Below are 22,575 nucleotides of genomic sequence, written 5' to 3'. Positions count from 1 at the left end.
TTGGTATGCGGGATGCGGCGTGGGGCCGTGCCACGCTCGACCCTTCATGACCGACTTTCCCTTCGCCCCCGGTTTCGTCGAGCGCCCCTATTGGTGGGAAGCCGCCCCACCCCCCGCACCGGCCGCCACGCTGCTGCCCGACGAGGCGGAGGTGCTGATCGTCGGCGGTGGCATCGCTGGGCTCTCCACCGCGATCGAACTGGGCCGCAACGGCGTGCGGGCCCTGGTGATCGACCGCGAGGCGATCGGCTGGGGTGCCTCCTCGCGCAACGGCGGGGCGCTCAGCGGCGCGGGGAGCCTGGGCAAGACGCGTTCCGACCTCGTGGAAAGCTTCGGCAAGGAATACGTCGCGGAGCTGATGGAAGAGGGCGAGCAGGCCTTCGAGGACTTCGAGGCCTTCGTTGAGCGCGAGCGGCTGGACTGCGACTATGTCCGCTGCGGCCGCTTCGTCGGCGCCCATGCCCCGCGCGCGCTGGAGGCGCTGAAGCGCCGCATCGACCTGATCAACGGCGCGGGCACGGAGGAAGCCTTTTTCGTCCCGCGCGAACGGGTGGCAGAGGAGATCGCGACCGACCGCTTCGTCGGCGGCATGATGCTGCGCCGCGCGGGCGCGCTGCATCCGGCGAAATATGTTCGCGCGCTCGCCTCGGCCGCGATGCGCTACGGCGCCACGCTGGCGGGCGGCGTCGCCATGCGCGGCCACCGCCGAGAGGCCGGTGGCGGCTTCGTGGTGGAGACCAGCCGCGGCCCGATCCGCGCCCGGCGGCTGATGATCGCCACCAACGGCTACACCGGCGGCGCCACCCCGTGGCATCGCCGCCGCCTGATCCCCGTGGCCAGCTACATGATCGCGACCGAGGCGATCGGCGAGGAGCGCGTGCGGCGCGCGCTGCCGCAGATGCGCGTTTATGGCGACACCAAGAAGGTGCTCTACTACTTCCGCCCCTCCCCGGACGGCACGCGCATCCTGTTCGGCGGCAGGGCGAGCTTCGTGAACGCCGACACCAGGCGCTCGGGCGCGACACTGCACCGCTTCCTGACCGACCTGATCCCGGATCTGGCGGATGTGCGCATCACCCATTCCTGGAAGGGAAACGTCGCCTTCGCATTCGACATGATGCCCCATGTCGGGGAACACGAGGGCGTGCACCACGCCATGGCCTGCAACGGCAGCGGCGTGGTGACCATGACGCATCTCGGCACCGCCACCGCGCAGGCCATGCTGGGCGGCGCCAACCGGCCCTCCGCCTTTGCCCGCCTGCCCTTCCCGACCAGGCCGCTCTACACCGGGCACCCCTGGTTCCTGCCGGTGGTCGGGCTGTCCTACCAGTTGCGGGACCGGCTGGACGGATGGCGCGTGCCGCGGAAGGACGCATCCTGATGGGCGAGCACCCTGCTTTTGGGCCCGCGGAGTTCGCTGACCGACTCGCGCGGCTGAAGGCGCGGCTGCGTGCGGCCGAGGTGGAGGCCGCGCTGTTCGACGAGATCGAGGCGATGACCTGGATCTCCGGCTTCGGCAGTTCCGCCAACCGCTGGCGCTGCGTGGTGATCCCGCTGGAGGCCGAGCCTTTCTTCCTCATCCGCGCGCTGGACGCCTCCGTCTGCCGCCAGCGGAGCTGGATCGGTGACGTGCCGACCTTCCGCGACTGGGAGGACCCGGTGCCTGTCCTCCTGTCCAGCCTTCGCGCGCGGGGACTGGAGGAGGCGCGGATCGGCCTGGACTTCGAGAGCTACGGCACCTCCATCGCCGGCTTCGCCGCCCTTCAGGCCGCCCTGCCCCGGGCGCGCTTCATCGATATCGGCCCCGTGGTCGCCGAGCTACGCCTGATCAAGTCGGCGGCGGAGGTCGCGTTGCTGCGACGCGCCGCCGCCATCGCGGACGAGGCCCTGCGCCGCGCGGCTGCCGCCTGCGTGCCGGGCGCCACGCAGCGGGATGCGGCGCGCATCGCGCAATCAACCTTCGTGGAACTGGGCGCCGATCCCTATCGCCCCGGCCCGATCACCGCGGGCCGGGGCTGGGACTTCCTGCACGGCCACCTGGGCGACGATCCCCTGTCCGAGGGGGACGTGGTGCATATCGAGCTCACGCCGCGCATCCACGGCTATTCCGCCCGTGTGATGCGATGCGTGGTGCTGGGCGAGCCGGAACCGGAGCGCCTGCGCGCGGCCGGGGTGCTGGCGACGTTGCAGGACCGGCAGATCGCCGCGATGCGCCCTGGTGCCCTGGCCGGCGAGGTGGACGCCATCCTGCGGGAAGGGGTGATCCGCGCGGGCCTTCGCGACAGCTACGACAACATCACCGGCTATACCCTCGGCCTTTACGGCGACGCCGGCCCGCGCACGAGCGACTTCACGCGCATCCTCCACCCCGGGGCGAACTGGCGGATGGAAGCGGGCATGGTGTTCCACGTCTATGCCTCGGCGGGTGGCGCGGCCTTGAGCGAGTCCGTCCTCGTCACAGAAAGTGGGCCGGAGCTTCTGACGCACCTGCCCCGCACGCTTCTCACCAACCGCCAGGGAGCCTGAATATGTTCGAAGCCGTGGAAACGGGCATCGCGAAGTCCAAGGGGCCGATCAGCGGCACGGTCCGCAAGGGCGGGCTGGTGATCACCGCGCAGATCCCCAAGGACCCGGAAAGCGGCGCGATCATCGCCGGCGACATCACGGCCCAGACGCACCGTACGCTGTCCAACCTCCGCATGGCGGTGGAGGCCGCCGGCGGCAGCATGGCGGACGTGATGCTCTGCCAGATCTACCTGATCGACCCCGCGGATGCCGCGGGCATGAACGCCGTGTACCGGGAGTATTTCCAGGAACCCTACCCCTGCCGCGCGACCGTGGTGGTGAAGGAGCTGCTGGCGCCGGGCATGCTGATCGAGCTGATCGCCACGGCCCAGATCGGTTGAGGGACGTCGGTTGAGGGATATCGGCTGATGCAGTCCGGGGCTGTCATCGTCCTCGGCGCGGGCGTCGCGGGGCTTTCCACCGCGCTGCCCCTGCTGCGTGCCGGGCGGCAGGTCACGATCGTCGACCCGCTCGGGTCCGCGGGCGGCGCCTCCTTCGGCAATGCCGGGCTGCTCAGCGCCGACACGGTGGTGCCGATCGCGCTGCCGGGCATGCTGCGCAAGGTGCCCTCCTGGCTGCGCGACCCGCTGGGGCCGCTGGTGGTGCGGCCTGCCTACCTGCCGCGCGCGGCGCCCTGGCTCGCGCGCTGGGTCCGCGCCGGGCGGATGGACCGGGTCTGGGCGATCTCGGACGCCATGCGCGCCCTTCACGCCCCGGCCTTTGACGACTGGCGCGACCTGCTGGGCGCGGAGGGTTTCTCCGCCTTCATCCGCCGTGCCGGCCAGGTGCAGATCTGGGACGAGGCCGAGGAGACTGCGGGCGCCGCGCTGGAGCGCGGCCTGCGGGAGCGCCACGGCATTCGCGCCGACATCCTCGGCCCTGACGACATCCGCCAGTTTTTCCCGGGCATCGCGCGCCACGTCTCGCGCGGGGTGCTGATCCCCGGCAACGGCCACACCGTCAGCCCCGCCGGCATCGTGCGCCGCCTCGCGGAGCTGTTCCAGGAAGCTGGCGGCTGCATCCTCCCCGAGCGCGCCATGAAGCTGATCCCGCGCGAGGGCGGCGGCTGGATGGTCATGACCAACACCGACAACCACGTGGCCGCCGAGGTGGTGGTCGCCGGCGGCGCCTGGTCACGCCTGCTGCTGGAACCGCTGGGCATCCACGTGCCGCTGGAAACCGAGCGCGGCTACCACCTCATGCTGCCGGCGCCCAGCGTGGCGCTGAAGCTTCCCATCCTCTACAAGTCCGGAAACTTCGGCGTCACCCCCATGGCGGAGGGGCTGCGCGTGGCCGGCACGGTCGAGATCGCCGGGCTGGACGCAGCGCCGGACGAGCGCCGGGCACAGCAGTTGCAAGGAAAGCTTCGCGGGTTGTTCCCGGGCCTCGAGGCCGGGGAACCTCGGCTCTGGATGGGCTTCCGTCCCTCCACGCCGGACAGCCTGCCGGTGCTGGGCTCGGTGCCCGGCCATCCCGGCCTGCACCTTTGCTTCGGCCACGGGCATTTCGGCATGACCGGCGGCCCACCGAGCGGGCGCTTGGTGGCCGGTACGATTCTTGGAGACAGGCCGCGCATCGATATGGCCCCCTACGCTATCTCCCGTTTCCACTGACACGATCCACCCCCTATCCCTTCACCGGAACAGGAGCGACGCATGTCCGACCGATTCCCGACCATCCGGCCGACCCGCCGCCTGCTGCTCGGCACGGCGCTCGCCGCCCCCGCGCTGCTGGCCCACCCCGCGCGCGCCGCGGGGGAGGTGATCGTGCGCACGCCCGGGGGCACCTATGACGACGTGATGCGCCGGCACGTCTACGACCCCTTCACCAAGGAAACCGGCATCGTCGTGCGGCCGGTGGCCGCGACCGCCTCCAAGCTGCTGGCCATGTTCCGCGCCAACAACGTGGAGCTGGACCTGATCGACACCGGCGACGGGCAGTTGCTGACGCTGGAGCGCATGGGCGCGCTCGCCCCCATCGCCTACGACAAGTGGCGGTGGTCGAAGGGCGAGGACATCACGCCGGAGGTGCGCCGCCCACAGCGCGTGGCGAACTTCGTCTATTGCACCGTGCTCGGCTACAACAAGGAGCACTTCGCGAGTGGGGCGCCCAATTCCTGGGCGGACTTCTGGAACGCCGGCAAGTTCGCCGGGCCGCGCATGCTGTCCGACATGGCATCGGGCTCGGCCAACCTCGAATTCGCCCTGCTGGCGGACGGCGTCCCGAAGGACCAGCTCTACCCCATCGACATCGACCGCGCGCTGAAGTCGATGGACCGCATCCGCCCGCAGATCCGCCGCTTCTGGGACACGGGTGCGCTGTCGGCGCAGATGCTCTCCGACAAGGAGGTCGTCGCGGGCTCCATCTGGAACGGCCGGCTGCAGGTGCTGATCGACCGCGGGGCGCCGCTCGCCTACACCTGGAACGAGCACATGATCCAGGTCCAGGCCCTGGGCATCTTCAAGGACGCGCAGAACGTGCAGGGCGCGCAGCAGCTCATCGACTTCATGCTGCAGCCCGAGGTGCAGGCGAAGTATTCCCGCGACCTCATCTACGGACCGACCAACATGAAGGCCTTCCCTCTCCTCACCGCGGAAGAGCGCGCCCGCGCGCCGGGCGGCGAGCGCTCGATGCAGACCGGCTTCTACCAGAACGCGACCTGGTGGGAGGACAACCGGGACCGCGTGAACCGCACCTGGTCGCGATGGCTCCAGCGTTGAGCGCGGGCATGGAGGGCGCCGTCGCGCTCGAGGGTGTCACCAAGCGCTACGGCGCGGAAACCGTGGTGGCGGGGGTCTCCCTCGCCATCCCGCCCGGCGAGTTCTTTACGCTGCTCGGCCCGTCCGGATCGGGCAAGACCACCACGCTCTCGATGCTGGCCGGCTTCGTCATGGCCGATGAGGGCCGGGTGATGCTGGGCGGGCAGGACATGACTCAGGTGCCCCCGCGCGGCCGCGGCCTCGGCATGGTGTTCCAGAACTACGCCATCTTCCCGCACCTCGACGTGGCGGAGAACGTCGCCTTCCCGCTGACCGTCCGCCGCGCCCCCAAGGCGGAGATCGCGGCCCGCGTGGCCGAGGCGCTGGAGATGGTGAAGCTGACGGGCTTTGAGCGCCGCTACGCGCGCCAGCTCTCCGGCGGGCAGCAGCAGCGCGTGGCGCTCGCCCGCGCCATCGTCGGCCACCCCCGCATCGTGCTGATGGACGAGCCGCTGGGCGCGCTCGACAAGAACCTGCGCTACCACATGCAGGTGGAGATCAAGGAGATCTCCCGCCGCCTCGGCACCACGGTGATCTACGTCACACACGACCAGGAGGAGGCGCTGACCATGTCCGACCGCATCGCCATCATGGAGCGCGGGCGGATCGCGCAGATGGGCCCGCCCCGCGATGTCTACGAGAAGCCCGAGACCGCCTTTGTCGCGGCCTTCCTGGGCGAGGCGAACCTGCTGCCCGCCCGGCGCGACGGCGATGCCGTGGCGGGCCCGGGCGGAACCCGCCTGCTGGCCGGCAGCGGCGCCCTGGCCGCGCCGCAGGGACTGCTCTTCGTGCGGCCGGAAAAGGTCGCCATCGCGCCCGCCGGCGGCCGCACGGAGGGCGCCAACAGCCTCCCCGGGCAGGTCCGCCATGCCTCCTTCCTCGGCAACGTCGTGCGCTACCAGGTGGAGGTGGCGGAGGGCGCCACCGTGCTCTGCGACGCCGCCAACGGTGCCGGTACCCCGCTCCACGCCCCCGGCGACGCCGTGCGGCTGAGCTGGCGTGCCGAGGACAGCCGGCTCCTGGCGGCCTGATCCCATGCCGCTGAAGATATCCGGCGCCTTCCTGCTCCTCCTGCCCGCGCTGCTGCTGCTGGTGGCACTGTTCATCGTTCCGATCGGCTGGTTCCTGTCCTCCTCCATCGCCGAGCTCGGCACATGGGCGGAAATCTGGGCGGAAGCCGAGGACGTGCTCCTGTCCGGCGCAGTGGGCCGTTCGCTGGTGAACACCGGTGCGATCGGCCTTATCGTGACGCTGCTCACCCTCGTGCTCGGCTATCCCGTCTCCTATGCGCTGTCGCGCGTGCGGGGCGCCGCCTTCACGGCCATCCTGCTCTGCATCGTGCTGCCCTACTTCACCAGCACCATCGTGCGCACCTATGCCTGGATGGTGCTGCTCGGCCGGAACGGGCTCATCAACCAGATCCTGCTGGGCCTTGGCTTGGTCGATGAGCCGGTGAACCTCCTCTACAATCGCACCGGCGTGATCATCGGCATGACCTACGTGCTGCTGCCCTACATGGTGCTCACGCTCTACGCCGCGATGAAGGCGGTGGACCCGCGCCTCATGCAGGCGGCCGAGGGAATGGGAGCGACCCCCGCCCAGGTCTTCCGCCGCGTCTTCATGCCGCTCACGCTTCACGGCGTCGTCGCGGGCGTGCTGATCACCTTCATCCTGGCCATCGGCTTCTTCGTCACCCCCGCGCTGATGGGCGGCCCCGGCGAGATCATGGTGGCCATGCTGATCGAGCGGGAAGTCGAGATCACGCAGAACTGGCCTTCCGCCGCGCTGATGACGGTGGTGCTGCTGGCCGTCACCCTCACTCTCTACGCGGTCTACAGCCGCTTCGCCGAACCCGGGGAGGCGCTGCGATGATGGGCCCGGTCCTGCGCGCCACGTTGCTGCGCGCGCTTGTGGTGCTGCTCTGCTTCGGGTTGCTGGCGCCGATCGTCATCGTCGCCATCGCCTCCTTCTCCGGCGACGGCTACCTGAAGTTTCCGCCCGAAACCTTCTCCACCCGCTGGTATGCCCGCTTCCTCGGCGACCCCCGCTGGCGGCAGGCGATCGCCAATTCCTTCATGATCGGCATCATGGCCTCGGTGCTGGCGACGCTGCTGGGTTTCCTCGCGGCCTATGCGATGGTCCGTGCCAGCTTTCCGTTCAAGCGTGTGGTCGCGGCGCTGCTGCTGACGCCCGTCATCGTGCCGCATGTCATCACGGCGGTCGCGATCTACTTCCTTTCCGCACGCCTCGGGCTGGTCAGCGTCCGGCCCTGGATCGCGGTGGCGCACTCGCTGGTGGCGCTGCCCGTGGTGCTGGTTATCCTGCAATCCGCGTTGCGCACGGTCGATCCCGCGCTGGAACGGGCCGCCATGGTCTTCGGCTGCACGCGCTGGGGCGTCTTCCGCCGCGTGGTCCTCCCGCTGGCGCTGCCCGGGGTCGTCTCCGCCGCCCTCTTCGCCTTTCTCACCTCCTTCGACGAACTGGTCATCTCGATCTTCCTTGCGGGCTTCCGGTCGGAAACCCTGCCGGTCAGGATCTGGAACAGCCTGCTGCTGGAGGTGGAGCCGACCATCGCCGCGGTCTCCACGCTGCTGATCGCCGTGACGACGCTGGCGCTGGGGATCGACGCCTTGCTGCGCCGCCGCCGCCTCGGCGCCACGCCGGCCGGATAGTTCCTCCGCCCTGGACAGCGGCCGCGGCCAGGAGGACCCTCGGCCGGGGAGGCACGCGACCGGAGGACCTATGGGAAGCTGGAGCGCCATGGCTGGCGGGGAACGCCACCGCTTCGACGGGCTGGCGGCGCTGCTCGCCGCGGCCTCGCCGCGACGCTCGGGCGACGAACTGGCCGGGATCGCGGCGGCAAGCGACGCACGGCGCGTCGCCGCCCGCTTCGCGCTCGCGGACCTGCCGCTCCGCGCCTTCCTGTCCGAAGCGGTGGTCCCCTACGAGGCGGACGAGGTCACGCGGCTGATCATCGACACCCACGACGCCGCCGCCTTCGCGCCGCTCTCGGCGATGACGGTGGGCGGGCTCCGCGACTGGCTTCTCTCCCACGCCGCCGACGGCCCCGCCCTGGCTGCGCTGTCGCCGGGCCTGCTGCCCGAGATGGTGGGCGCGGTGTCGAAGCTGATGCGGAACCAGGACCTGATCGCGGTCTCGCGCAAGCGCCGCGTGGTCAGCGCCTTCCGCTCGACGCTTGGGCTCGAGGGCCGGCTGGCGACGCGGTTGCAGCCGAACCACCCGGCCGACGACCTCCGGGGCATCGCCGCCTCCACGCTCGACGGCCTGCTCAACGGTTCAGGCGATGCCGTAATCGGCGTGAACCCGGCCACCGACAGCCTCTCCAACTGCATGGCCCTGCTGGAGATGCTCGACGGGCTTCGCGCGCGCTACGGGATACCAACGCAGACCTGCGTGCTGACCCATGTCACCAACGCCATCGCCATGATGGCGCGGGGCGCGCCAGTGGACCTGGTGTTCCAGTCCGTCGCCGGAACGGAGGCCGCGAACCGGGGCTTCGGCGTGGACCTTCCGATGCTGCGCGAAGCGCGCGACGCCGCCCTCTCGCTGAAGCGCGGCGGGCCCTCGGGCGAGGTGATGTACTTCGAGACGGGCCAGGGGAGCGCCCTTTCCGCCGAGGCGCACCACGGCGTGGACCAGCAGACCCTGGAAGCCCGCGCCCAGGCCGTGTGCCGCGCCTTCCACCCGCTTCTGGTGAACACGGTGGTCGGCTTCATCGGCCCGGAATACCTCTACGACGGCAAGCAGATCATCCGCGCGGGGCTCGAGGACCATTTCTGCGGCAAGCTGCTTGGCCTGCCGATGGGGGTGGATGTCTGCTACACCAACCATGCCGAGGCCGACGGCGACGACATGGACGGGTTGATGACCCTGCTCGGCGTCGCGGGCGTGCACTTCCTGATCTGCGTTCCCGGCGCGGACGACATCATGCTGAACTACCAGAGCCTGTCCTTCCACGACGTGCTGGCGCTGCGCGCCATGCTCAACCTGCGGCCGGCACCGGAGTTCGAGGCCTGGCTGGAGCGCATGGGCATCGCCGGGACCGACGGGACGATCCGTCCGCCCCCCCTCGCCTCCTCCCGGCTGCTGCAACTGGCGCGGGAGGCCGCGGGTGGCTGAGCCGATCGCGCGGAGCGGGGAAGCTGATCCTTGGGAAAGGCTGCGAGGCGCCACGCGCGCGCGCATCGGGCTCGGCCAGGCCGGCCATGCCATGCCGCTGCGCGAGGTGCTGGCGATGCAGATGGCGCACGCCCTGGCACGCGACGCCGTTCATGCCCCGCTGGACGCCGCCGCCCTGGAGGCCGCGCTGCGGCCGCATCCCGTGCTGCAGGCCCGCAGCGCCGCCACGGACCGCGCCACCTTCCTGCGGCGACCCGACCTGGGACGACGGCTGCATCCGGATGCGGATCTGCCGGCGGGTGGGTGCGACGTCGTCTTCGTTCTGGCGGACGGCCTTTCCGCCACCGCCGTGCAGCGCCACGCCCCCCCGTCTTCCATGCCTGCCTTGCCCGCCTGCCGGGCTGGCGCATCGGCCCGGCGGTGATCGCCACCCAGGCCCGCGTGGCGCTGGGCGACGCCGTGGGCGAGCGGCTGGGCGCGAGGCTGGTGGCCGTGCTGATCGGAGAGCGCCCGGGCCTCAGCGTGCCGGACAGCCTCGGCATCTACCTGACCTTCGCGCCACGGGTGGGCCGCCGTGACTCCGAGCGCAACTGCATCTCCAACATCCACGAGCAGGGCGGGCTCAGCCCGGAGCTTGCGGCGGCCAAGCTCGCCTGGCTGATGCGCGAGGCACTGTCCCGCAAGCTGACGGGCACGGGACTCAAGGACGAGGCCGATCCCGCCGCCCTGCTGCCGCTGCCCTGAGCCGGCGCTCTCACCGCCGGCGGCGGACTCCGCCCGCGGGCGCCGCGCGCCTCAGGCGCCCGGAGCGTCGCGCACCAGCGGCACGAAGCCTTCCAGCAACCGCGGCATTTCCTCCGGCGGCACCGGAATCTGCTCGCGCGACAGCACCAGGCTGTCCAGGAACCGCCCCTGCCGGGTGTAGAGGGTCAGCTCCATCCCCTCCCCCACCACCTCGGGGCGGCAAACCACTTCTTCGTCCGGCACCTCGCGCCGCGCGGTCTCGACGAACTCGCGGATTTCCTCGATCCCGCCCGTGTCCAGCCCGGACTCGCCCAGGAAATCGTCGATCTCATCCGCCACCTCCGAGGGCCCGACCAGCGCCAGGGGCACGCAGCCCTCCACGGCCTCGGCAACGGCCATGCGCCACCGGTCGAAGCCCGTGCGGTAGGCCTCCTCCTCCGCCGTTTCCTCCTCTCCCTCCGGCACGGCGGGCAAGCCATTGGCGGCGATGTCTTCCCAGAGCGGCGTGCCCCAGTCGATCCGCAGGCCGAGCAGCACCCCGAAGCCTTGCTCGGCCAGCAGCGATGGCTTGGCGGGGGGCAGGATGCCGGCCTCCTCCCCGGCCAGCAGACGCAGCAGGGCCTTGCGCAGCGGCACCGGCTCGAGCGTTTCGAAATCGGCGGCGCTCCGCCAATCCGGCAGGAAGCGCAGCTCCACCGTCTCGGGGAGCACGCCAGAGGCCGCGAGGCTCTCGCCCAGGCCCGCGGCGTCGGGCAGGCCGCCGGGCGGCAGGGCGACCGGGAGCGCGACCAGTTCCGTCCAACCGGAGGGACCAGCATCGGCACCCTCGGCCACCTGCAGAAGCTCGGCTCTCAGGTCCTCGGCGGCTTCCTCGCCGTATCGCTCGGCCGCCTTGCGCAGGCCGAGGGCAAGCACGCCCTCGCGCCCTTCCGCCACGAGGCTGTCGGCGATCTCGCGGAAGGCGCGGTCGTCATCGCCCCCGAAGGCGCGCACAAGGCGGTCGGCGGGCGACAGGGCGGATTTCCCGCCCTCGGCCCGCCGGGCAGGCCGCAGCCGCTGCGGGTCGAGGCCGAGTGCGGCGAAGGCTTCCGCGCCTCGCAGCAGCCCGGACCGGTCGCGCCAGGCGGAGCGGTTCTCCGGCGTGTCCGGGCGCGCGTCCATCCAGCGGCGGAAGGCGGCGCGATCGGCCCGCTGCACCAGCACCTCGACCCCTTCCTCGGCAAAGGCCAGCGCGGCGGCGCGGGCGGAAGCCAGGGCAGCCGCCAGGTCACCCGCCCCGGGCCGGAAGGTGTCCAGGGTCTCCGCGTCCGGATAGTGGGTGATGAGCACGGAGGCGAGGTCGGGCGCGAGTTCGCGCGCCCGTTCGGCCGCCTGCCGGGCGGCCTCGTGGATCGCGGCTTCGGAACGCGACGGATCAGCTTGCGACATCGTGCCCCGCGGATTTCAGGCCGGACCCTTAGCGCCGCCCGGCCCCGCGCTCAACGGCCAAGCGCCGCTTCACGGTCCATTAGGGCCGCGGCGCCAGGATCGCCGCACCGGCCCGCAGGATGCGGGACGAAAAGCGGAAAAACCCGGATGCTTGAACGCCCCCCGATCCTTGTCTTCCCGGCCGGCATGGCCGAGGCCTGCCGCTTCGCCGAGGAGGCGGTCGCCCGCGGCCGGCCCGTGATCGGTGCTTCCTCCCTGGCCTTCGACCCCGCGCGGACGCTCTATGCCGACTGGGCTTGGCTGCCCTACTACGACGCGCCCGATTTCGCGGAACGGCTGGTCGCGCTGGTGCAGGACCGCGGCATCGCCGGCATCCACACCCCCCATCCGGTGGTCCACGCCCATCTGCGCGCGATGCTGCCCCGGCTTCTGCCGGACTGCCCGCTGGAGGGCGCATCTCCTTACCAGGGCGACCTCGACACCTATCGGCGCGCCCTGCGCGACGCGGCGGGGCTGGCCGATGCCGGCGTTGGCCTCGGCGGGGCCGCGCCGCTCGCCCCACCGCTGGGCCTGGAGGCCGCCGCCGCCTTCCTGCGCCAGTCCCGCGCCGTGCCAGGCATGTGCGACGACACCAAGCTCTGGGCGCTGGCTGCCATCGCCCGCCACGCTCCGGCAGGAGACGTGGTGGAGATCGGCTCGTGGTGGGGCAAGTCGGCGGCGGCGCTCGCCTGGCTGTCGGCGCGCCACGGAATCGGCGCGCTGCTGTGCGTCGATCCCTGGTCCGTGGAGGAAGCCTGCCAGGAGCGCGCGGATCTCGACTCCATCACCGCCACGGCGGATCACGAGGAAGCGGCGCGCATTTTCCGCATCAGCCTGCTGGGGCTGGCCCTGCGCGGCGTGAACTACCTGCGCATGCCATCCGTCGACGGCGCGGCGCGCTACCGCGCAGCACCGCTCGTGCGGTCGGAAGCCTTTGGGGAAACAGCCTACACCGGCTCCATCGCCGTTCTGCACGTGGACGGCAACCACCAGCACGCGCAGGTCTCTGCGGACCTCCTTGCCTGGATGCCGATGCTGCGCGATCGCGGATGGCTGGTTCTGGACGATTACCTCTGGCCCTTCGGCGACGGTCCGCGCCGTGCCGGCGATGCCCTACTGGCAGCGCGGGCGGCCGATGTGCTCTGCGCCTTCACCGCGGGCTCGGCCCTGTTCGTTCAGCTCCGCAAAGCGGGCTAGGCACCCGCTCAACCCGCTGGAATGCCTGCGGGGGGGCCAGGCGACGCCGTCCACCCGTCCGCCCTCCCCGGCGCGTGCCACGCCGCGCCTCAGGCCAGTGCGGGAGGGTCCATCGGGACGGAGCGCGCCATCGGCCCGGCGATGCAAGCAGTGGCGGCTTCCGCGGACCGCCACGCGGCCCCGCAGACCCGCTCCACTTGCGATGCGGTCATCTCGCGCCAGAAGGGCAGGCCGATGGCGCGGGGCGCAATGGTGTCCGTGACCGGCAGCGGGTCGCGTGGGCAGTTGGCGTAGGCGGGATGACGATGGCAGCCATCGCCCCACCAGCGCAGCGTGGTGACCCCCTGGCGGGAGAGAGCGGCGATGCCCGATGTGGGGTCGCCAGGCCAAAGCACCGAAAAAGTAGCGCTCACCCAGTCCTCGCCGAAGCCTGGCGAGGGCATCAGCCGCGTATCGCCTGCGAGCGCATCCGCATAGAGGCGCGTGACGCGCTCCCAGCCGCGCCGGGTGTCCGGCCACGCGTCCAGAGAGGCTAGGCCGACGGCGGCCGCGTATTCAGAAAGCTTCGCGTTGGTGCCCGCCAGCACGGCCTCCCGCGAGCCCAGAAAGCCGAACTGCGAGAGCCGCCGAAGACGTTCAAGCCAGGTAGGGTCGCGCGACAGGACCGCCCCGCCCTCCCCAATGCCGAAGGCCTTGGTGGCGTGCAGGCTGACCACAACCGGCGTGGTGCCAACCTCCATCGGCCCGCCCGCGCGCAGGGCATCGAAGGCGGCGGCGGCATCGATGACAACAGGAATGCCGGTGCGGACCGAGAGCGCGTCCCATTGTGCCGTGTCCACCGGGCGCCCGAACGGCGCCACCACCAGGATCGCCCCGATTTCCCCGAGGTCCCCGCGCGCCTCGACGGCATCCGGGTCCAGCGCCCAGGTGGCGGGATGGACGTCGGCAAAGTGGGGCACCAGGCCGGCCTCCCGCGCGGCGCCCGCCGTGGCAACAAAGGTCCAGGCCGGCATCAGGCACTTACGGCCCGGCGGCACGTCGAAGGCGCGCAGCGCCAGGGCGAGCGCCAGCGTCGCGTTCGCTGTGAGCGCCACGCAGCCGGCATCCAGCCCCCAGTGCGCGGCCAGCCGCGCGCGCAGGCGCGACCAGAGCTGCCCCTGGTTCGCGTACCACCCGTGCGCGTCGATCTCGCGAAGGTAGGGCAGGATGGCAGCGGCTTCGGGCAGCCGCGGCCGCGCGACCGGCAGCGAGGGCGGCGGCGCCATGGATGTCCCGCCACCGGGCGCCAAAATCCGCGCCGGCAGGGCGTGAGCGATGGCAGGCGTCGCGTCCAAGGGCATCTGGCACTCCTGATCATCCTGATCGCGTGCCGCCCGGCAGTTCGGTCGGCCTGCAGGGAAACCTAGCGCTCGAACCTTTCCAGCCGGTTTCCCGCCAGGACGAGAGCGGCGAGGCCGCTCATGGCCTGGAGAAAGCGAACCGGCCCGAACTGCTCCTCCGCCATCGCCAGCGCGGGGGTGGTGTCCGGCCCATCGCCAAAATTCCGGTGGAAAATGGCGGCGACCCACGCCTCCAGTTCCGCCGAGGTCCAGTCCAGGCCGAAGAAGCTCGGCAGCGAAGCGAAGCGCTCGCGGCTGAAGGCGTTCTCGTCGGATACGACGCAGGCGCGGGCGGCAAAGCCGTTCACCGGCCGCTCGTGCACGCCATGGGCGAAGTTCGGATTGGTGCTGACCAGGAACTGGGTTCCGGCATACAGCGCCGGCAGCTCCTCTGCCGGAACCGCCGGCCGTAGGGTGGCTCGCGCGCCCGAGAGGTCGAGGTGATCCCAGCCACGCCCGATGATGATTGCGGGCAACGGTAGCAGGGCACGGGCGAAGGCTGTCGCCCGGAGCGCCCGCGTCTGCCGGTCCACCTCGTTGAAGAGAGCGAACAGGATCTCCAGCCGCTCCTCCAGGTGAAGTCCGTTCGCGATCGCAGCATCCAGTACCACCTCGGTGATGTCGCCGGTCGGGCGCTGCGCGGCCACGCTTGTTGCGTCGTGCAGCACGGCGCGCAGCACCGCGGGCCAGGCGTCCCATTCCGCCATCCGTCGTGCCGGGTCGTCACCGGTTTTGACGAAAACCATCCGGTGCGGGCGACGCGCCCAGGCGAGCACGTCCCGCTGCGGGTTGGCGGGCACGCTGGGCGGCAGCATGGCCGAGATCTGCGGCGAGCGGATGAAACGCCGTTGCACCTCCAGCCAATCGCGAAACAGGTAGCCGTTCGCGACGAAGCGCGCTCGCACGCAGTGATTCGCCGGAAGCTGCGACGGCGCGTCCGCCAGGACGGAGATGAAGGGCACCTGCAGCATGTCCCACAGGTTGTCGCCGCCCACTTCCAGCGCCGCCCCAACACCGGCATAGCCCCAGGCAAAGGCGATGCCCTGGCGAGCAATGGGTTCCAGCGTGTCGGACCAGCCCGGCCGGTGCAGGTCTATGACATGGCCCCGCAGACCCATCGACGCCAGGCTTCGCGCCATGCCACAGCTCAGCTCGGCCAGAATGCCGTTCTCGTTCTCGCCCACGAAGGCGACGACGTTGGTGGCCATCCTGGCACTCCCTGCAAGCGGCGCTGCCGCAACGGGCTCATCATGCGGCGAGGCGACTTAAGGCGACGTGAACGGATGATGATGCACAAGTCGCTCAGAAACCCGCGTCACGCTTCACCGCCAGGACGCTGTCGCGGAAGTGCCGTACCTTGTCCTCCGTGGCAGAGAAGATCCGGGCTGGATCGTCCAGGGCGAACTCCGCATTGACGTGGCGGCACACTTCGTGATCCTCCGCGAAGACCCGGCGGTTGATCTCCGCAACTGAGGCGAAGAAGGCTTCAGTCGCCTGGCTGGCCGCTTGGCTGGCAAGACGGGAGGTGAGCAACCGGCTGGAAAAATGCGTGCGGCATGGATCGCGCGCCGGCATGAAATTCTGCAGTGCGTAGGAATAGCCGAAGGTGGATGTCACGAAAGCGAAGGGAAAGACATGCACAGCGAGGTAATCCTCGCGCTGATGACCGATGTCGAACAGGCGGCGCATGGAGCGCAGCATGCGTGCGGTTCGCGCGTTCCCGATCTCGGCCGAGAGCACGGAGTTCCGACCGGAGTAAGCGTTGCGCGCCTCGGTCAACTGCAACTGGCCGAGCGTTTCGGGGTGAACCATCTGGACGTGGTCGGGCTCTAGCGCGTTCTCAACGGCAACGCGCCATGGGCATTCATAGGCATAGGCATTCACGTCACGCCGCCGGTCGATATCGCGGGAAATAACCTCCAGCACCGGCCACGTTCCGCCCAGCTGCGCCTCAAGCTCCTCTGCCGGGGCGACAGCCACGAAAAGGAAGTTTCCGCACCAGGCAACGGACATCTCGTTCAGACGCGCCGCCGCAAGATCGCAGGGGTGGTAGGATTGCGGCTTCGGAATGCGCAGGCGCCCGCCGCGATAGCTCCAGCCATGATAGGCGCAGACCGCCGGCGCGTTGCCGCCCACCTCACGGAAGATGCGCGCACCACGGTGCGGGCACAGGTTGTCGAAGGCGACAATGCTGCCCTTGTCGTTGAACACGGCAAGATCACCCAGCACCCAGGAAAGGCGAACATAATCGCGGTCCGCGAGCAACTCACTGCGGTGCGCGACGAGGTGCCAGCAGCTTCGGGCCAGGTGCCGGTCGGTCTCGGGGGAGATGCTCACAGCAGCCTCGCCGGCGCCGCATAGGCGGTTGCGCCATCCGGCACCGAACGCATCACCACGGCACCGGCGCCAACGGTGCAGCCGTGTCCCAACACCAGGCCGGGGAGAACCCGCGAGCCGGAGCCAAAGAAGCAGCCCCGCCCCGTGCTGACTCCGCCGGTGAGATCGACATAGCCCGACAAGGTCGAGAAGTCCCCGACGACGGCATCGTGCCCTGCGCTCGCATAGCCGTTCAGCATCGTGAAGTCGCCCAGCACGGCATCAGCCGATACATCGGCGAAAACCGCCACCACCACCCCCATGCCGATCCTCGCGGAGCCGGAAATCCAGGCGCTTGGGTGAAGCAGGCTCGCAAAGACGCCGCCGGCGGCGAGCAACCGCCGCGCGGCAACCTCCTTGCCGACGGGCGAACCGATCGCCATCACCAGACGCTGGGACGCGTCCGGCCGATGGCCCTCGATCGGTCCCAGATGCGGCAGTTCACGGCAGGCAGTGCGTTCCTGCCCGTCGCCATCGGCCAGGAAGCCGACGAAGCGGTCGCCGGTGGCGGCGAAGCCCGGCACGAACCAGTCGTGTATTTCCCGGGCCAGGCCGCCGCCCCCCACCAGCACGTAATCGGTCATGGCATCACCCCGCTGTGTAGCCACCATCGACGGCCCAGACCGCGCCGGTGACCCAGGCTGCGGCGGGGGAGAGCAGAAAGACGGCGGCAGCGGCCACGTCCTCGGGGCGGCCGAAGCCCAGCAGGTGCGCGCGCTCGTATTCAGCAAGCGAGGCCTCCGACAGGCCACGCACCAGTCGGCCATGCATCTCCGTGCGCACGCCTCCTGCCGCGATCGCGTTCACGCGGATACCCCGCAACTCGCAGGCAAGCGAGCGCGTCAGGCCCTCGATGCCGGCTTTGGCCGCGGAATAGACGGTCATGCCTGGCTGTCCTCGCGCCGCCGCGGCGGAGGACATCAGAACCACGCAGGCGCCGTGTCGCATGATCCCTGTCCGGCCTGCGGCACGCGCAATCCCGAGCGCCCCCTGAAGCGCCGCCCCGAGCACCACGTCGATGTGCTTCTGCTTCATCATGCGCGCGGGCAGCGTCAGCTCGCTGCCGGCAGCATGGAAAATTCCGTCCAGCCCTTCGCTGGCACCTGCTGCGTCCGCCACCAGGGCGGCAGCCAGGTCGGCCGTGTCCATGCTGCAGGGGATCGCCCGGTGGCCTTCGCCCGGAAGCAGCGCCAGCGTTTCCGCCAGCCGCACCTCGTCTCGGCCCGACGCCACCACCCGGCCGCCGCAGCGTGCCGCGAGCAGTGCCGTGGCCCGGCCAAGACCAGAGGATGCGCCCGTCACCAGGATGGTCCGGCCTTCGAGAGCAGATGGCGAGAAGATCATGGCGCGACGGTCTCCGCGCAGGCGAGAGGTGGCAGGGTGAGCGAGGCCGCGCCCCAGGACAGGCCGACCCCGAAGCCCGCCAGCAGCAGCCTCGAAGGTCCGCCGACGATCCTGGGCGCGAGATCGGTGCAGAGCAGCAAGGGAATCGATGCGGAACTGGTGTTTCCGAAGCGGTCGATGTTGATCGGCATGCGCTCGGGCGGGATCCCCAGCTTCCGGCCGATGTGGCGCAGCATGAAGCGGTTGGCCTGATGCAGCACGAATGCGTCGACCTCCCGAACCTCGCGCGATGCTGCTTCCAGAGTGTCTCGCAGCAGCACGGGTACGGCGCGCATCGTGAAGTTGAAGACCTCGCTTCCGTCCATGAACAGCGTTTCGCCGCCCTCCATGGGTTGGGTGCGGAAGCCACCGCCCGGCACGGCAAGATGGCGCGCGCCGCCACCATCCGTGCCGAGCACGAAGTGGGCGGGCGCCGCATCCTCGCAGCGTTCCAGGCCCGAGGCGGAACCGGCATCACCGAACAGCAGCGCCGTGCCGCGGTCCCGCGGATCGATCAGCCGGCTGCTGGTGTCGCCCGCCAGCATCAGGATCCGCCGGCACCCCGCTCCGAGCATAGCGGCTGCCAGCCAAAGGCCGTACACATACCCGGAGCAGCCGAGGTTCACGTCGAAAGCCTGGCAGTGCGGTGGCAAGCCGAGCCTGCCGTGCAGCGCGCAGGCCGTGGCGGGCATCCGCTGGTCCGGTGTCTGGGATACGAAGATCAGCGCGTCGATGCTGTGGGCGGGCCAGTCGAGCCGTGCGAGGAGCCGGCATGCGGCAACCAGGCAGAGATCGCCCGCGGTCTGGCCTGCATCGGCCCAGTACCGGGCTTGCACGCCCGTCATCGCGGTGACGTCTGCCACTGCCTTCTCGCCCAGCCCTGCGATGAAGGCATCGTTGGTGACGCACCGCTCGGGAAGGCAGCAGGCCGCGCCACGCAGGGCAAAGCCCGGCACCGCATAGCTTCGCGCCCCGTGGCCGGGCACGCCCGCCTCTCCCGCCGCCGCCGTCACGCGGCAACGGCGCGCGACACCAGCGCATCCAGATCGGCCACCGTGGCGCATGCTGCCAGCTCCGCGCCGCTGGGAAGCATGCCGAAGCACTCGTCGATGAGCACCACGCAGGAGATGATGGCCAACGAGTCCCAATTCTTCTCGGTCAGGCGGAAACCGGGACCGATCTGGTCCACCGGGATCTCGAAGATGTCCGCAAGCCCGGCATGGAAAGACGTCATTGCCGCGATCCTTCTAATGAATGACGATGTTGGTGGCCGCCCAGGAGAAGCCGACGCCGAACCCGACCAGCATCGCGCGACCCGGCTGCGGGTTCTTCCGCAGCGCGTGTTCCAGGGCGAATGGGATCGAGGAGGAGACCGTGTTGCCGCAATGGGCCATGTGGACGACGAACTTTTCCGGAGGAATGTCGAGCTTCCTGCGCAAGGCCTCCAGCAAAAGCGCGTTCGCCTGGTGGAAGACGAACAGGTCGATCTGCTGAAGGTCCATGCCGCTCCTCTCCAGGAGCGCGGCGACGGCTCGGGGAACCTCCGCGAGCGCAAAGGCCATGACGGCCGGCCCGTCCATGAACAGGTCCGCAGGCGAAGGGCCGGTGGCTGTCCGCATCGCGTCGGAGCCCGATCCGTGCCGCATCCCGCCCGCCTGGACGATCAGGCGGCCACCACCGCTTCCGTCGGTGCCGAAGACGAAAGGGCCGATCATGGCCTGTTCGTCCGGTTCGGCGTCCACCAGGCTGGCGGCAGCGCCGTCCCCGAAAAGCGCGCGGGTGCCGAGGTCCGCCGGATGGACGATGCGCGAATAAGTATCGGCGGTCAGGAGCAGCACACGGCGGGCCATCCCCGCCTCGATCAGTCCCTTCGCGAGGGAAAGGGCATAGACATAGCCGGAGCAGCCCAGGTTCACGTCCAGCGCGCCGCAGCGGCGGGACAGGCCAAGCCGGTGCTGCAGAAGGCACGCGGTACTGGGCAGCGGATGATCGGGCGTCTGCGTGCAGAGCAGGACGAAGTCGATGGAGGCGGCGTCGATCCCATCGCGCTGGAACAGTCGCGTCGCCGCGGTGAAGGCCAGGTCCGCGGCGGTTTCGCCGGGGGCGGCGATACGCCTCTCGCTGATGCCGGTCTTGGCGAGGATCTTTTCCGCCGTCCAGCCGCCGTGACCGGCCGCCAGGTCAGCATTCGTCAGAATCGTGTCGGGTAGGGCGGTGGCGATTGCGCGCAACCTCGCCCGGCCCTGCCCGCAGCTGCGGCTCATCGCCTGCCGCATGGGGGGACTGCCTGCTGGGTAGGCCGGTGCCGCGCGGCTGCGGCCATCATCCCCGGTCGTCCGGCCATGGAGCTTTTCTCGCATGTTCCGCACGGCGTTCTTGCCGCGCAGGCACAGCTTCGGGCAGTCGGGTTAGGATCGGGTAAACGCGAACAGGTCTGGCTGCTGGCCGCCTTTATGCCCCGGAAAACGTCTTCCGGTGGTTGGTTGCGGGGAAGGCGAAGCCGCTCCCGCCTGCATGGACGGCCCAGCTATGCAGGCAAGCGGCTCGGCAAACCGCCCGCCCCGCTCACCAAGCGTTCCGCCACGGCCCGAAGCGCAACTTCAATGGCTCCACAGTACCCGGAGCCAATGAACGCCTCGGGCTTCCCCTGAGCTCCAGGCTTTCACCATCATTCCTGCGGGACGCTGATCGCCTGGGCTGGCCGCGGCGGTTGTGCTGAACCCGGGTGGGAGAGAGCGTGGGTGAAGAGGGTGGCCAGGCCGTCCTCGACGCATTCCCGCGAATAGGTCCGGGCGACCTTGCCATGGGCGGAGCGCGCCAGCCGCTCGCCGAATCCGGGATCGCCGAGCAGCATGTCCACGCCCTCGGCGAACGCCTCATCCGTGTCCCGCAGAAGGAGATCCTCGCCATCGTTCAAGCCGAGGTTTTCGGCGCCGATGGTGGTTGAAACAATTGGCCGGCAATAGGCCGCGGCCTCGATAAGCTTGATGCGGGTTCCGCCGCCCGTGTCCAGCGGGCAGGCGACGATCCGGGCGCGGCGATACAGCGCGGGCAGATCCTCGACGAAGCCGGTGAACTCCACGCCCACCGGCGCAGCGGCGAAGCTGGCCAGCCCCTCCGGCCAGGGCCCCGCGATGATCAGCCGGGCATCCGGGCGCCGTGCCATCACGCGCGGCCAGATTTTCCGGATCAGCCGTTCCGCGCCGGTTCGATTGGGCGCGTAGCGAAGGTCGCCAAGGAACAAAACGGTCGGCGCCGGCAAGGGCCCTTCCCTTAGAGAGGGGATATCCACCGCATTCGGCACCACCCTGATCCTCTCGCGCAGGCTTGGCACCAGCCGTGCCAGATCGCGGCGGTCCGCTTCGCTGCACACGAAGGCGGCGCGCGACAGCGCGACCGCGCGCGCCTCCGCCAGCACCAGCGCCGGAAGATGCGCGAGGCGCGCCAGCTTCCCCGGCGAGAGCGGCGGCAGCAGGGAAGACCTCAGGCGCACCTTGTGCTCGAGGTCGTCAAGGTCGAAGAAAAGATTCGCGGGCCGCAAGCCGGACCGCAGAACCGGGATCATTGCGGACAGCCGGTGGGCAAAAACCAGGTCGGGCCCGGCGGCCAATTCCCGCCGCACCGCCTCAACCTGTGGGCGTCCGGCATAGTGGTAGAATTCAGGCTGTTCGCCGATTGAAAGCGTGCCGGGTCCATAATGATTCCAGGCGGTCTGTCCGCGCTGCCTCGATGGGCAGAGCGCGACCTCGACCGGGAAGCCCCATTCCGCGGCCAAGGCTTCCTGCACCGGCCGGAGATCCGGGTGGGCGGCAACCTCCTGCTCCGGCACGATCCCAAGCAAGCGGACCTGCCCACAGGAGCGATGGACCGCCGATGAAAAAATCCGAAGGCGCTTGAAGACGCCCGTAACGGACCGGTTGGGAATCAATGGTGCGAAGGGGGTGATGATCAGTCCGGCCCGGGTCACCTGTTCCCTCTCGCCACGGTCCTGCGCCGAGGTGGCCCGGGGTCATCCCGCGCCGACCGACTTCGCCAGGTTGCGAAAGGCTCTCATGATCATCTCAGGATCACAACCGGAATGAACCTCCAGCACGAATGATCAAGAAAAATTGATCGAATTATCTGGGTTCGATGGCGCACTTGAAGCTTCGAGAACGTCGCAGCAGACGTGGGCTAGGTTTTGTGGACACTGACCTGAGGCAGAGGACGGTGGCAGCGAGGGTGACGACGGCGAGGTAATTCCTTGCGGTCTTTTCGTAGCGGGTGGCGACGCGGCGGAACTGCTTGAGCTTGGAGAAGCAGCACTCGATCAGGTGGCGCTGGGCGTAGAGGTGCTTGTCGAGCGGGTACTTGCGGGCGCGGGACGGATTGCTGGGGATGACGGCAACCGCGCCTTTGGCGGCAATAGCCTTGCGCATGGGGTCGGCGTCGTAGGCGGCGTCGGCGGGCAGGCCTTCGATCAGCGCGTGGGTCTGCGGGCAGCCGCCGCGCTGGCCGCCGGTCAGGAGAAGGCGCACCGGTGCACCAAGACCTCGCACAGCCAAGTGGATCTTGGTGCTCAGGCC

The 22,575-nt window shown here is 70.0% G+C and carries 20 protein-coding genes and 2 pseudogenes; 11 read left to right on the top strand and 11 right to left on the bottom strand.

The window, feature by feature from the left end:
* Positions 1-46: 46 nt before the first annotated feature.
* From ACFFIC_RS16685 to eutC, 10 genes and pseudogenes are all read left to right on the top strand, one after another.
* Positions 47-1,381 carry an NAD(P)/FAD-dependent oxidoreductase gene (locus ACFFIC_RS16685; RefSeq protein ID WP_377052357.1) on the top strand — a complete coding sequence of 445 codons (1,335 nt, stop codon included), beginning with the start codon at positions 47-49 and terminating at the stop codon, positions 1,379-1,381.
* Positions 1,381-2,526 (top strand): M24 family metallopeptidase, encoded by a 1,146-nt coding sequence (locus ACFFIC_RS16680; RefSeq protein WP_377052355.1) that lies wholly within the window; start codon positions 1,381-1,383, stop codon positions 2,524-2,526. Before ACFFIC_RS16685 ends, ACFFIC_RS16680 begins: the two co-directional genes overlap by 1 nt.
* A gap of 2 nt (positions 2,527-2,528) precedes the next feature.
* Entirely contained in the window at positions 2,529-2,906 is a 378-nt protein-coding gene (locus ACFFIC_RS16675) for a RidA family protein (protein ID WP_377052353.1), read from the top strand.
* A gap of 27 nt (positions 2,907-2,933) precedes the next feature.
* Positions 2,934-4,178 carry an NAD(P)/FAD-dependent oxidoreductase gene (locus tag ACFFIC_RS16670; RefSeq protein ID WP_377052351.1) on the top strand — a complete coding sequence of 415 codons (1,245 nt, stop codon included), beginning with the start codon at positions 2,934-2,936 and terminating at the stop codon, positions 4,176-4,178.
* 42 nt (positions 4,179-4,220) lie between these two features.
* Positions 4,221-5,285, top strand: a complete 1,065-nt coding sequence (locus ACFFIC_RS16665) for an ABC transporter substrate-binding protein (RefSeq protein ID WP_377052349.1) — start codon at positions 4,221-4,223, stop codon at positions 5,283-5,285.
* A complete protein-coding gene (locus ACFFIC_RS16660; RefSeq protein WP_377052347.1) occupies positions 5,282-6,355 on the top strand; it encodes an ABC transporter ATP-binding protein in 1,074 nt (357 codons plus the stop codon). The genes ACFFIC_RS16665 and ACFFIC_RS16660 overlap by 4 nt, the downstream gene beginning before the upstream one ends.
* A gap of 4 nt (positions 6,356-6,359) precedes the next feature.
* Positions 6,360-7,196 carry an ABC transporter permease gene (locus ACFFIC_RS16655; protein ID WP_377052345.1) on the top strand — a complete coding sequence of 279 codons (837 nt, stop codon included), beginning with the start codon at positions 6,360-6,362 and terminating at the stop codon, positions 7,194-7,196.
* Complete coding sequence (locus tag ACFFIC_RS16650) at positions 7,193-7,996, top strand: ABC transporter permease (protein ID WP_377052343.1); 804 nt, start codon at positions 7,193-7,195, stop codon at positions 7,994-7,996. The genes ACFFIC_RS16655 and ACFFIC_RS16650 overlap by 4 nt, the downstream gene beginning before the upstream one ends.
* A gap of 70 nt (positions 7,997-8,066) precedes the next feature.
* Positions 8,067-9,464 (top strand): ethanolamine ammonia-lyase subunit EutB, encoded by a 1,398-nt coding sequence (locus ACFFIC_RS16645; RefSeq protein ID WP_377052341.1) that lies wholly within the window; start codon positions 8,067-8,069, stop codon positions 9,462-9,464.
* 4 nt (positions 9,465-9,468) lie between these two features.
* Positions 9,469-10,208 (top strand): annotated as a pseudogene (gene eutC / locus ACFFIC_RS16640) (ethanolamine ammonia-lyase subunit EutC).
* A 51-nt stretch (positions 10,209-10,259) separates the two neighbouring features.
* Here eutC and ACFFIC_RS16635 read toward each other — a convergent pair.
* On the bottom strand, positions 10,260-11,636 hold the full coding sequence (locus ACFFIC_RS16635; RefSeq protein ID WP_377052339.1) for a hypothetical protein: 1,377 nt from the start codon (positions 11,634-11,636) through the stop codon (positions 10,260-10,262).
* 147 nt (positions 11,637-11,783) lie between these two features.
* Between ACFFIC_RS16635 and ACFFIC_RS16630 the strand changes: the two genes are divergently transcribed.
* Positions 11,784-12,872, top strand: a complete 1,089-nt coding sequence (locus ACFFIC_RS16630) for a class I SAM-dependent methyltransferase (protein ID WP_377052337.1) — start codon at positions 11,784-11,786, stop codon at positions 12,870-12,872.
* Positions 12,873-12,961: 89 nt separating this feature from the next.
* Here the strand turns inward: ACFFIC_RS16630 and ACFFIC_RS16625 are convergent, their stop codons facing one another.
* The 10 genes and pseudogenes from ACFFIC_RS16625 to ACFFIC_RS16580 form a co-directional block, all read right to left on the bottom strand.
* The gene (locus ACFFIC_RS16625; RefSeq protein WP_377052335.1) at positions 12,962-14,212 is read right to left on the bottom strand and encodes an aminotransferase class I/II-fold pyridoxal phosphate-dependent enzyme; all 1,251 of its coding nucleotides are present in this window, start codon (positions 14,210-14,212) and stop codon (positions 12,962-12,964) included.
* Positions 14,213-14,274: 62 nt separating this feature from the next.
* Positions 14,275-15,459, bottom strand: coding sequence for a hypothetical protein (locus tag ACFFIC_RS16620; RefSeq protein WP_377052333.1), 1,185 nt, complete (start codon positions 15,457-15,459; stop codon positions 14,275-14,277).
* Positions 15,460-15,553: 94 nt separating this feature from the next.
* Positions 15,554-16,588: an aromatic ring-hydroxylating oxygenase subunit alpha gene (locus ACFFIC_RS16615; RefSeq protein ID WP_377052331.1), complete on the bottom strand. Its 1,035-nt coding sequence runs from the start codon at positions 16,586-16,588 to the stop codon at positions 15,554-15,556.
* Positions 16,585-17,211 (bottom strand): LbetaH domain-containing protein, encoded by a 627-nt coding sequence (locus ACFFIC_RS16610; protein WP_377052329.1) that lies wholly within the window; start codon positions 17,209-17,211, stop codon positions 16,585-16,587. Before ACFFIC_RS16610 ends, ACFFIC_RS16615 begins: the two co-directional genes overlap by 4 nt.
* 4 nt (positions 17,212-17,215) lie before the next feature.
* Positions 17,216-17,971: an SDR family NAD(P)-dependent oxidoreductase gene (locus ACFFIC_RS16605; RefSeq protein ID WP_377052327.1), complete on the bottom strand. Its 756-nt coding sequence runs from the start codon at positions 17,969-17,971 to the stop codon at positions 17,216-17,218.
* Positions 17,968-18,996 carry a 3-oxoacyl-ACP synthase III family protein gene (locus ACFFIC_RS16600; RefSeq protein ID WP_377052325.1) on the bottom strand — a complete coding sequence of 343 codons (1,029 nt, stop codon included), beginning with the start codon at positions 18,994-18,996 and terminating at the stop codon, positions 17,968-17,970. The genes ACFFIC_RS16605 and ACFFIC_RS16600 overlap by 4 nt, the downstream gene beginning before the upstream one ends.
* A 23-nt stretch (positions 18,997-19,019) precedes the next feature.
* Positions 19,020-19,244 (bottom strand): hypothetical protein, encoded by a 225-nt coding sequence (locus ACFFIC_RS16595; protein WP_377052323.1) that lies wholly within the window; start codon positions 19,242-19,244, stop codon positions 19,020-19,022.
* 13 nt (positions 19,245-19,257) lie between these two features.
* On the bottom strand, positions 19,258-20,274 hold the full coding sequence (locus ACFFIC_RS16590) for a 3-oxoacyl-ACP synthase III family protein (RefSeq protein ID WP_377052321.1): 1,017 nt from the start codon (positions 20,272-20,274) through the stop codon (positions 19,258-19,260).
* Positions 20,275-20,678: 404 nt separating this feature from the next.
* On the bottom strand, positions 20,679-21,851 hold the full coding sequence (locus ACFFIC_RS16585; RefSeq protein WP_377052319.1) for a glycosyltransferase family 4 protein: 1,173 nt from the start codon (positions 21,849-21,851) through the stop codon (positions 20,679-20,681).
* A gap of 352 nt (positions 21,852-22,203) precedes the next feature.
* A pseudogene (locus tag ACFFIC_RS16580) lies at positions 22,204-22,575 on the bottom strand (IS5 family transposase); the annotation flags it as partial.

The sequence above is a fragment of the Muricoccus vinaceus genome (assembly GCF_042433125.1).
In the GTDB taxonomy this organism is placed as follows: domain Bacteria; phylum Pseudomonadota; class Alphaproteobacteria; order Acetobacterales; family Acetobacteraceae; genus Roseomonas; species Roseomonas vinacea.
The sequence above is the reverse complement of the archived record's forward strand: the minus strand, read 5'-3'. Positions and strand labels throughout refer to the sequence as shown.

Coding starts and splice junctions, on each gene's coding strand:
- ACFFIC_RS16685 (WP_377052357.1), top strand. CDS start 47: ATGACCGACTTTCCCTTCGCCCCCGGTTTCGTCGAGCGCCCCTATTGG.
- ACFFIC_RS16680 (WP_377052355.1), top strand. CDS start 1,381: ATGGGCGAGCACCCTGCTTTTGGGCCCGCGGAGTTCGCTGACCGACTC.
- ACFFIC_RS16675 (WP_377052353.1), top strand. CDS start 2,529: ATGTTCGAAGCCGTGGAAACGGGCATCGCGAAGTCCAAGGGGCCGATC.
- ACFFIC_RS16670 (WP_377052351.1), top strand. CDS start 2,934: ATGCAGTCCGGGGCTGTCATCGTCCTCGGCGCGGGCGTCGCGGGGCTT.
- ACFFIC_RS16665 (WP_377052349.1), top strand. CDS start 4,221: ATGTCCGACCGATTCCCGACCATCCGGCCGACCCGCCGCCTGCTGCTC.
- ACFFIC_RS16655 (WP_377052345.1), top strand. CDS start 6,360: ATGCCGCTGAAGATATCCGGCGCCTTCCTGCTCCTCCTGCCCGCGCTG.
- ACFFIC_RS16650 (WP_377052343.1), top strand. CDS start 7,193: ATGATGGGCCCGGTCCTGCGCGCCACGTTGCTGCGCGCGCTTGTGGTG.
- ACFFIC_RS16645 (WP_377052341.1), top strand. CDS start 8,067: ATGGGAAGCTGGAGCGCCATGGCTGGCGGGGAACGCCACCGCTTCGAC.
- ACFFIC_RS16635 (WP_377052339.1), bottom strand. CDS start 11,636: ATGTCGCAAGCTGATCCGTCGCGTTCCGAAGCCGCGATCCACGAGGCC.
- ACFFIC_RS16630 (WP_377052337.1), top strand. CDS start 11,784: ATGCTTGAACGCCCCCCGATCCTTGTCTTCCCGGCCGGCATGGCCGAG.
- ACFFIC_RS16625 (WP_377052335.1), bottom strand. CDS start 14,212: ATGCCCTTGGACGCGACGCCTGCCATCGCTCACGCCCTGCCGGCGCGG.
- ACFFIC_RS16620 (WP_377052333.1), bottom strand. CDS start 15,459: ATGGCCACCAACGTCGTCGCCTTCGTGGGCGAGAACGAGAACGGCATT.
- ACFFIC_RS16610 (WP_377052329.1), bottom strand. CDS start 17,211: ATGACCGATTACGTGCTGGTGGGGGGCGGCGGCCTGGCCCGGGAAATA.
- ACFFIC_RS16605 (WP_377052327.1), bottom strand. CDS start 17,971: ATGATCTTCTCGCCATCTGCTCTCGAAGGCCGGACCATCCTGGTGACG.
- ACFFIC_RS16595 (WP_377052323.1), bottom strand. CDS start 19,244: ATGACGTCTTTCCATGCCGGGCTTGCGGACATCTTCGAGATCCCGGTG.
- ACFFIC_RS16590 (WP_377052321.1), bottom strand. CDS start 20,274: ATGAGCCGCAGCTGCGGGCAGGGCCGGGCGAGGTTGCGCGCAATCGCC.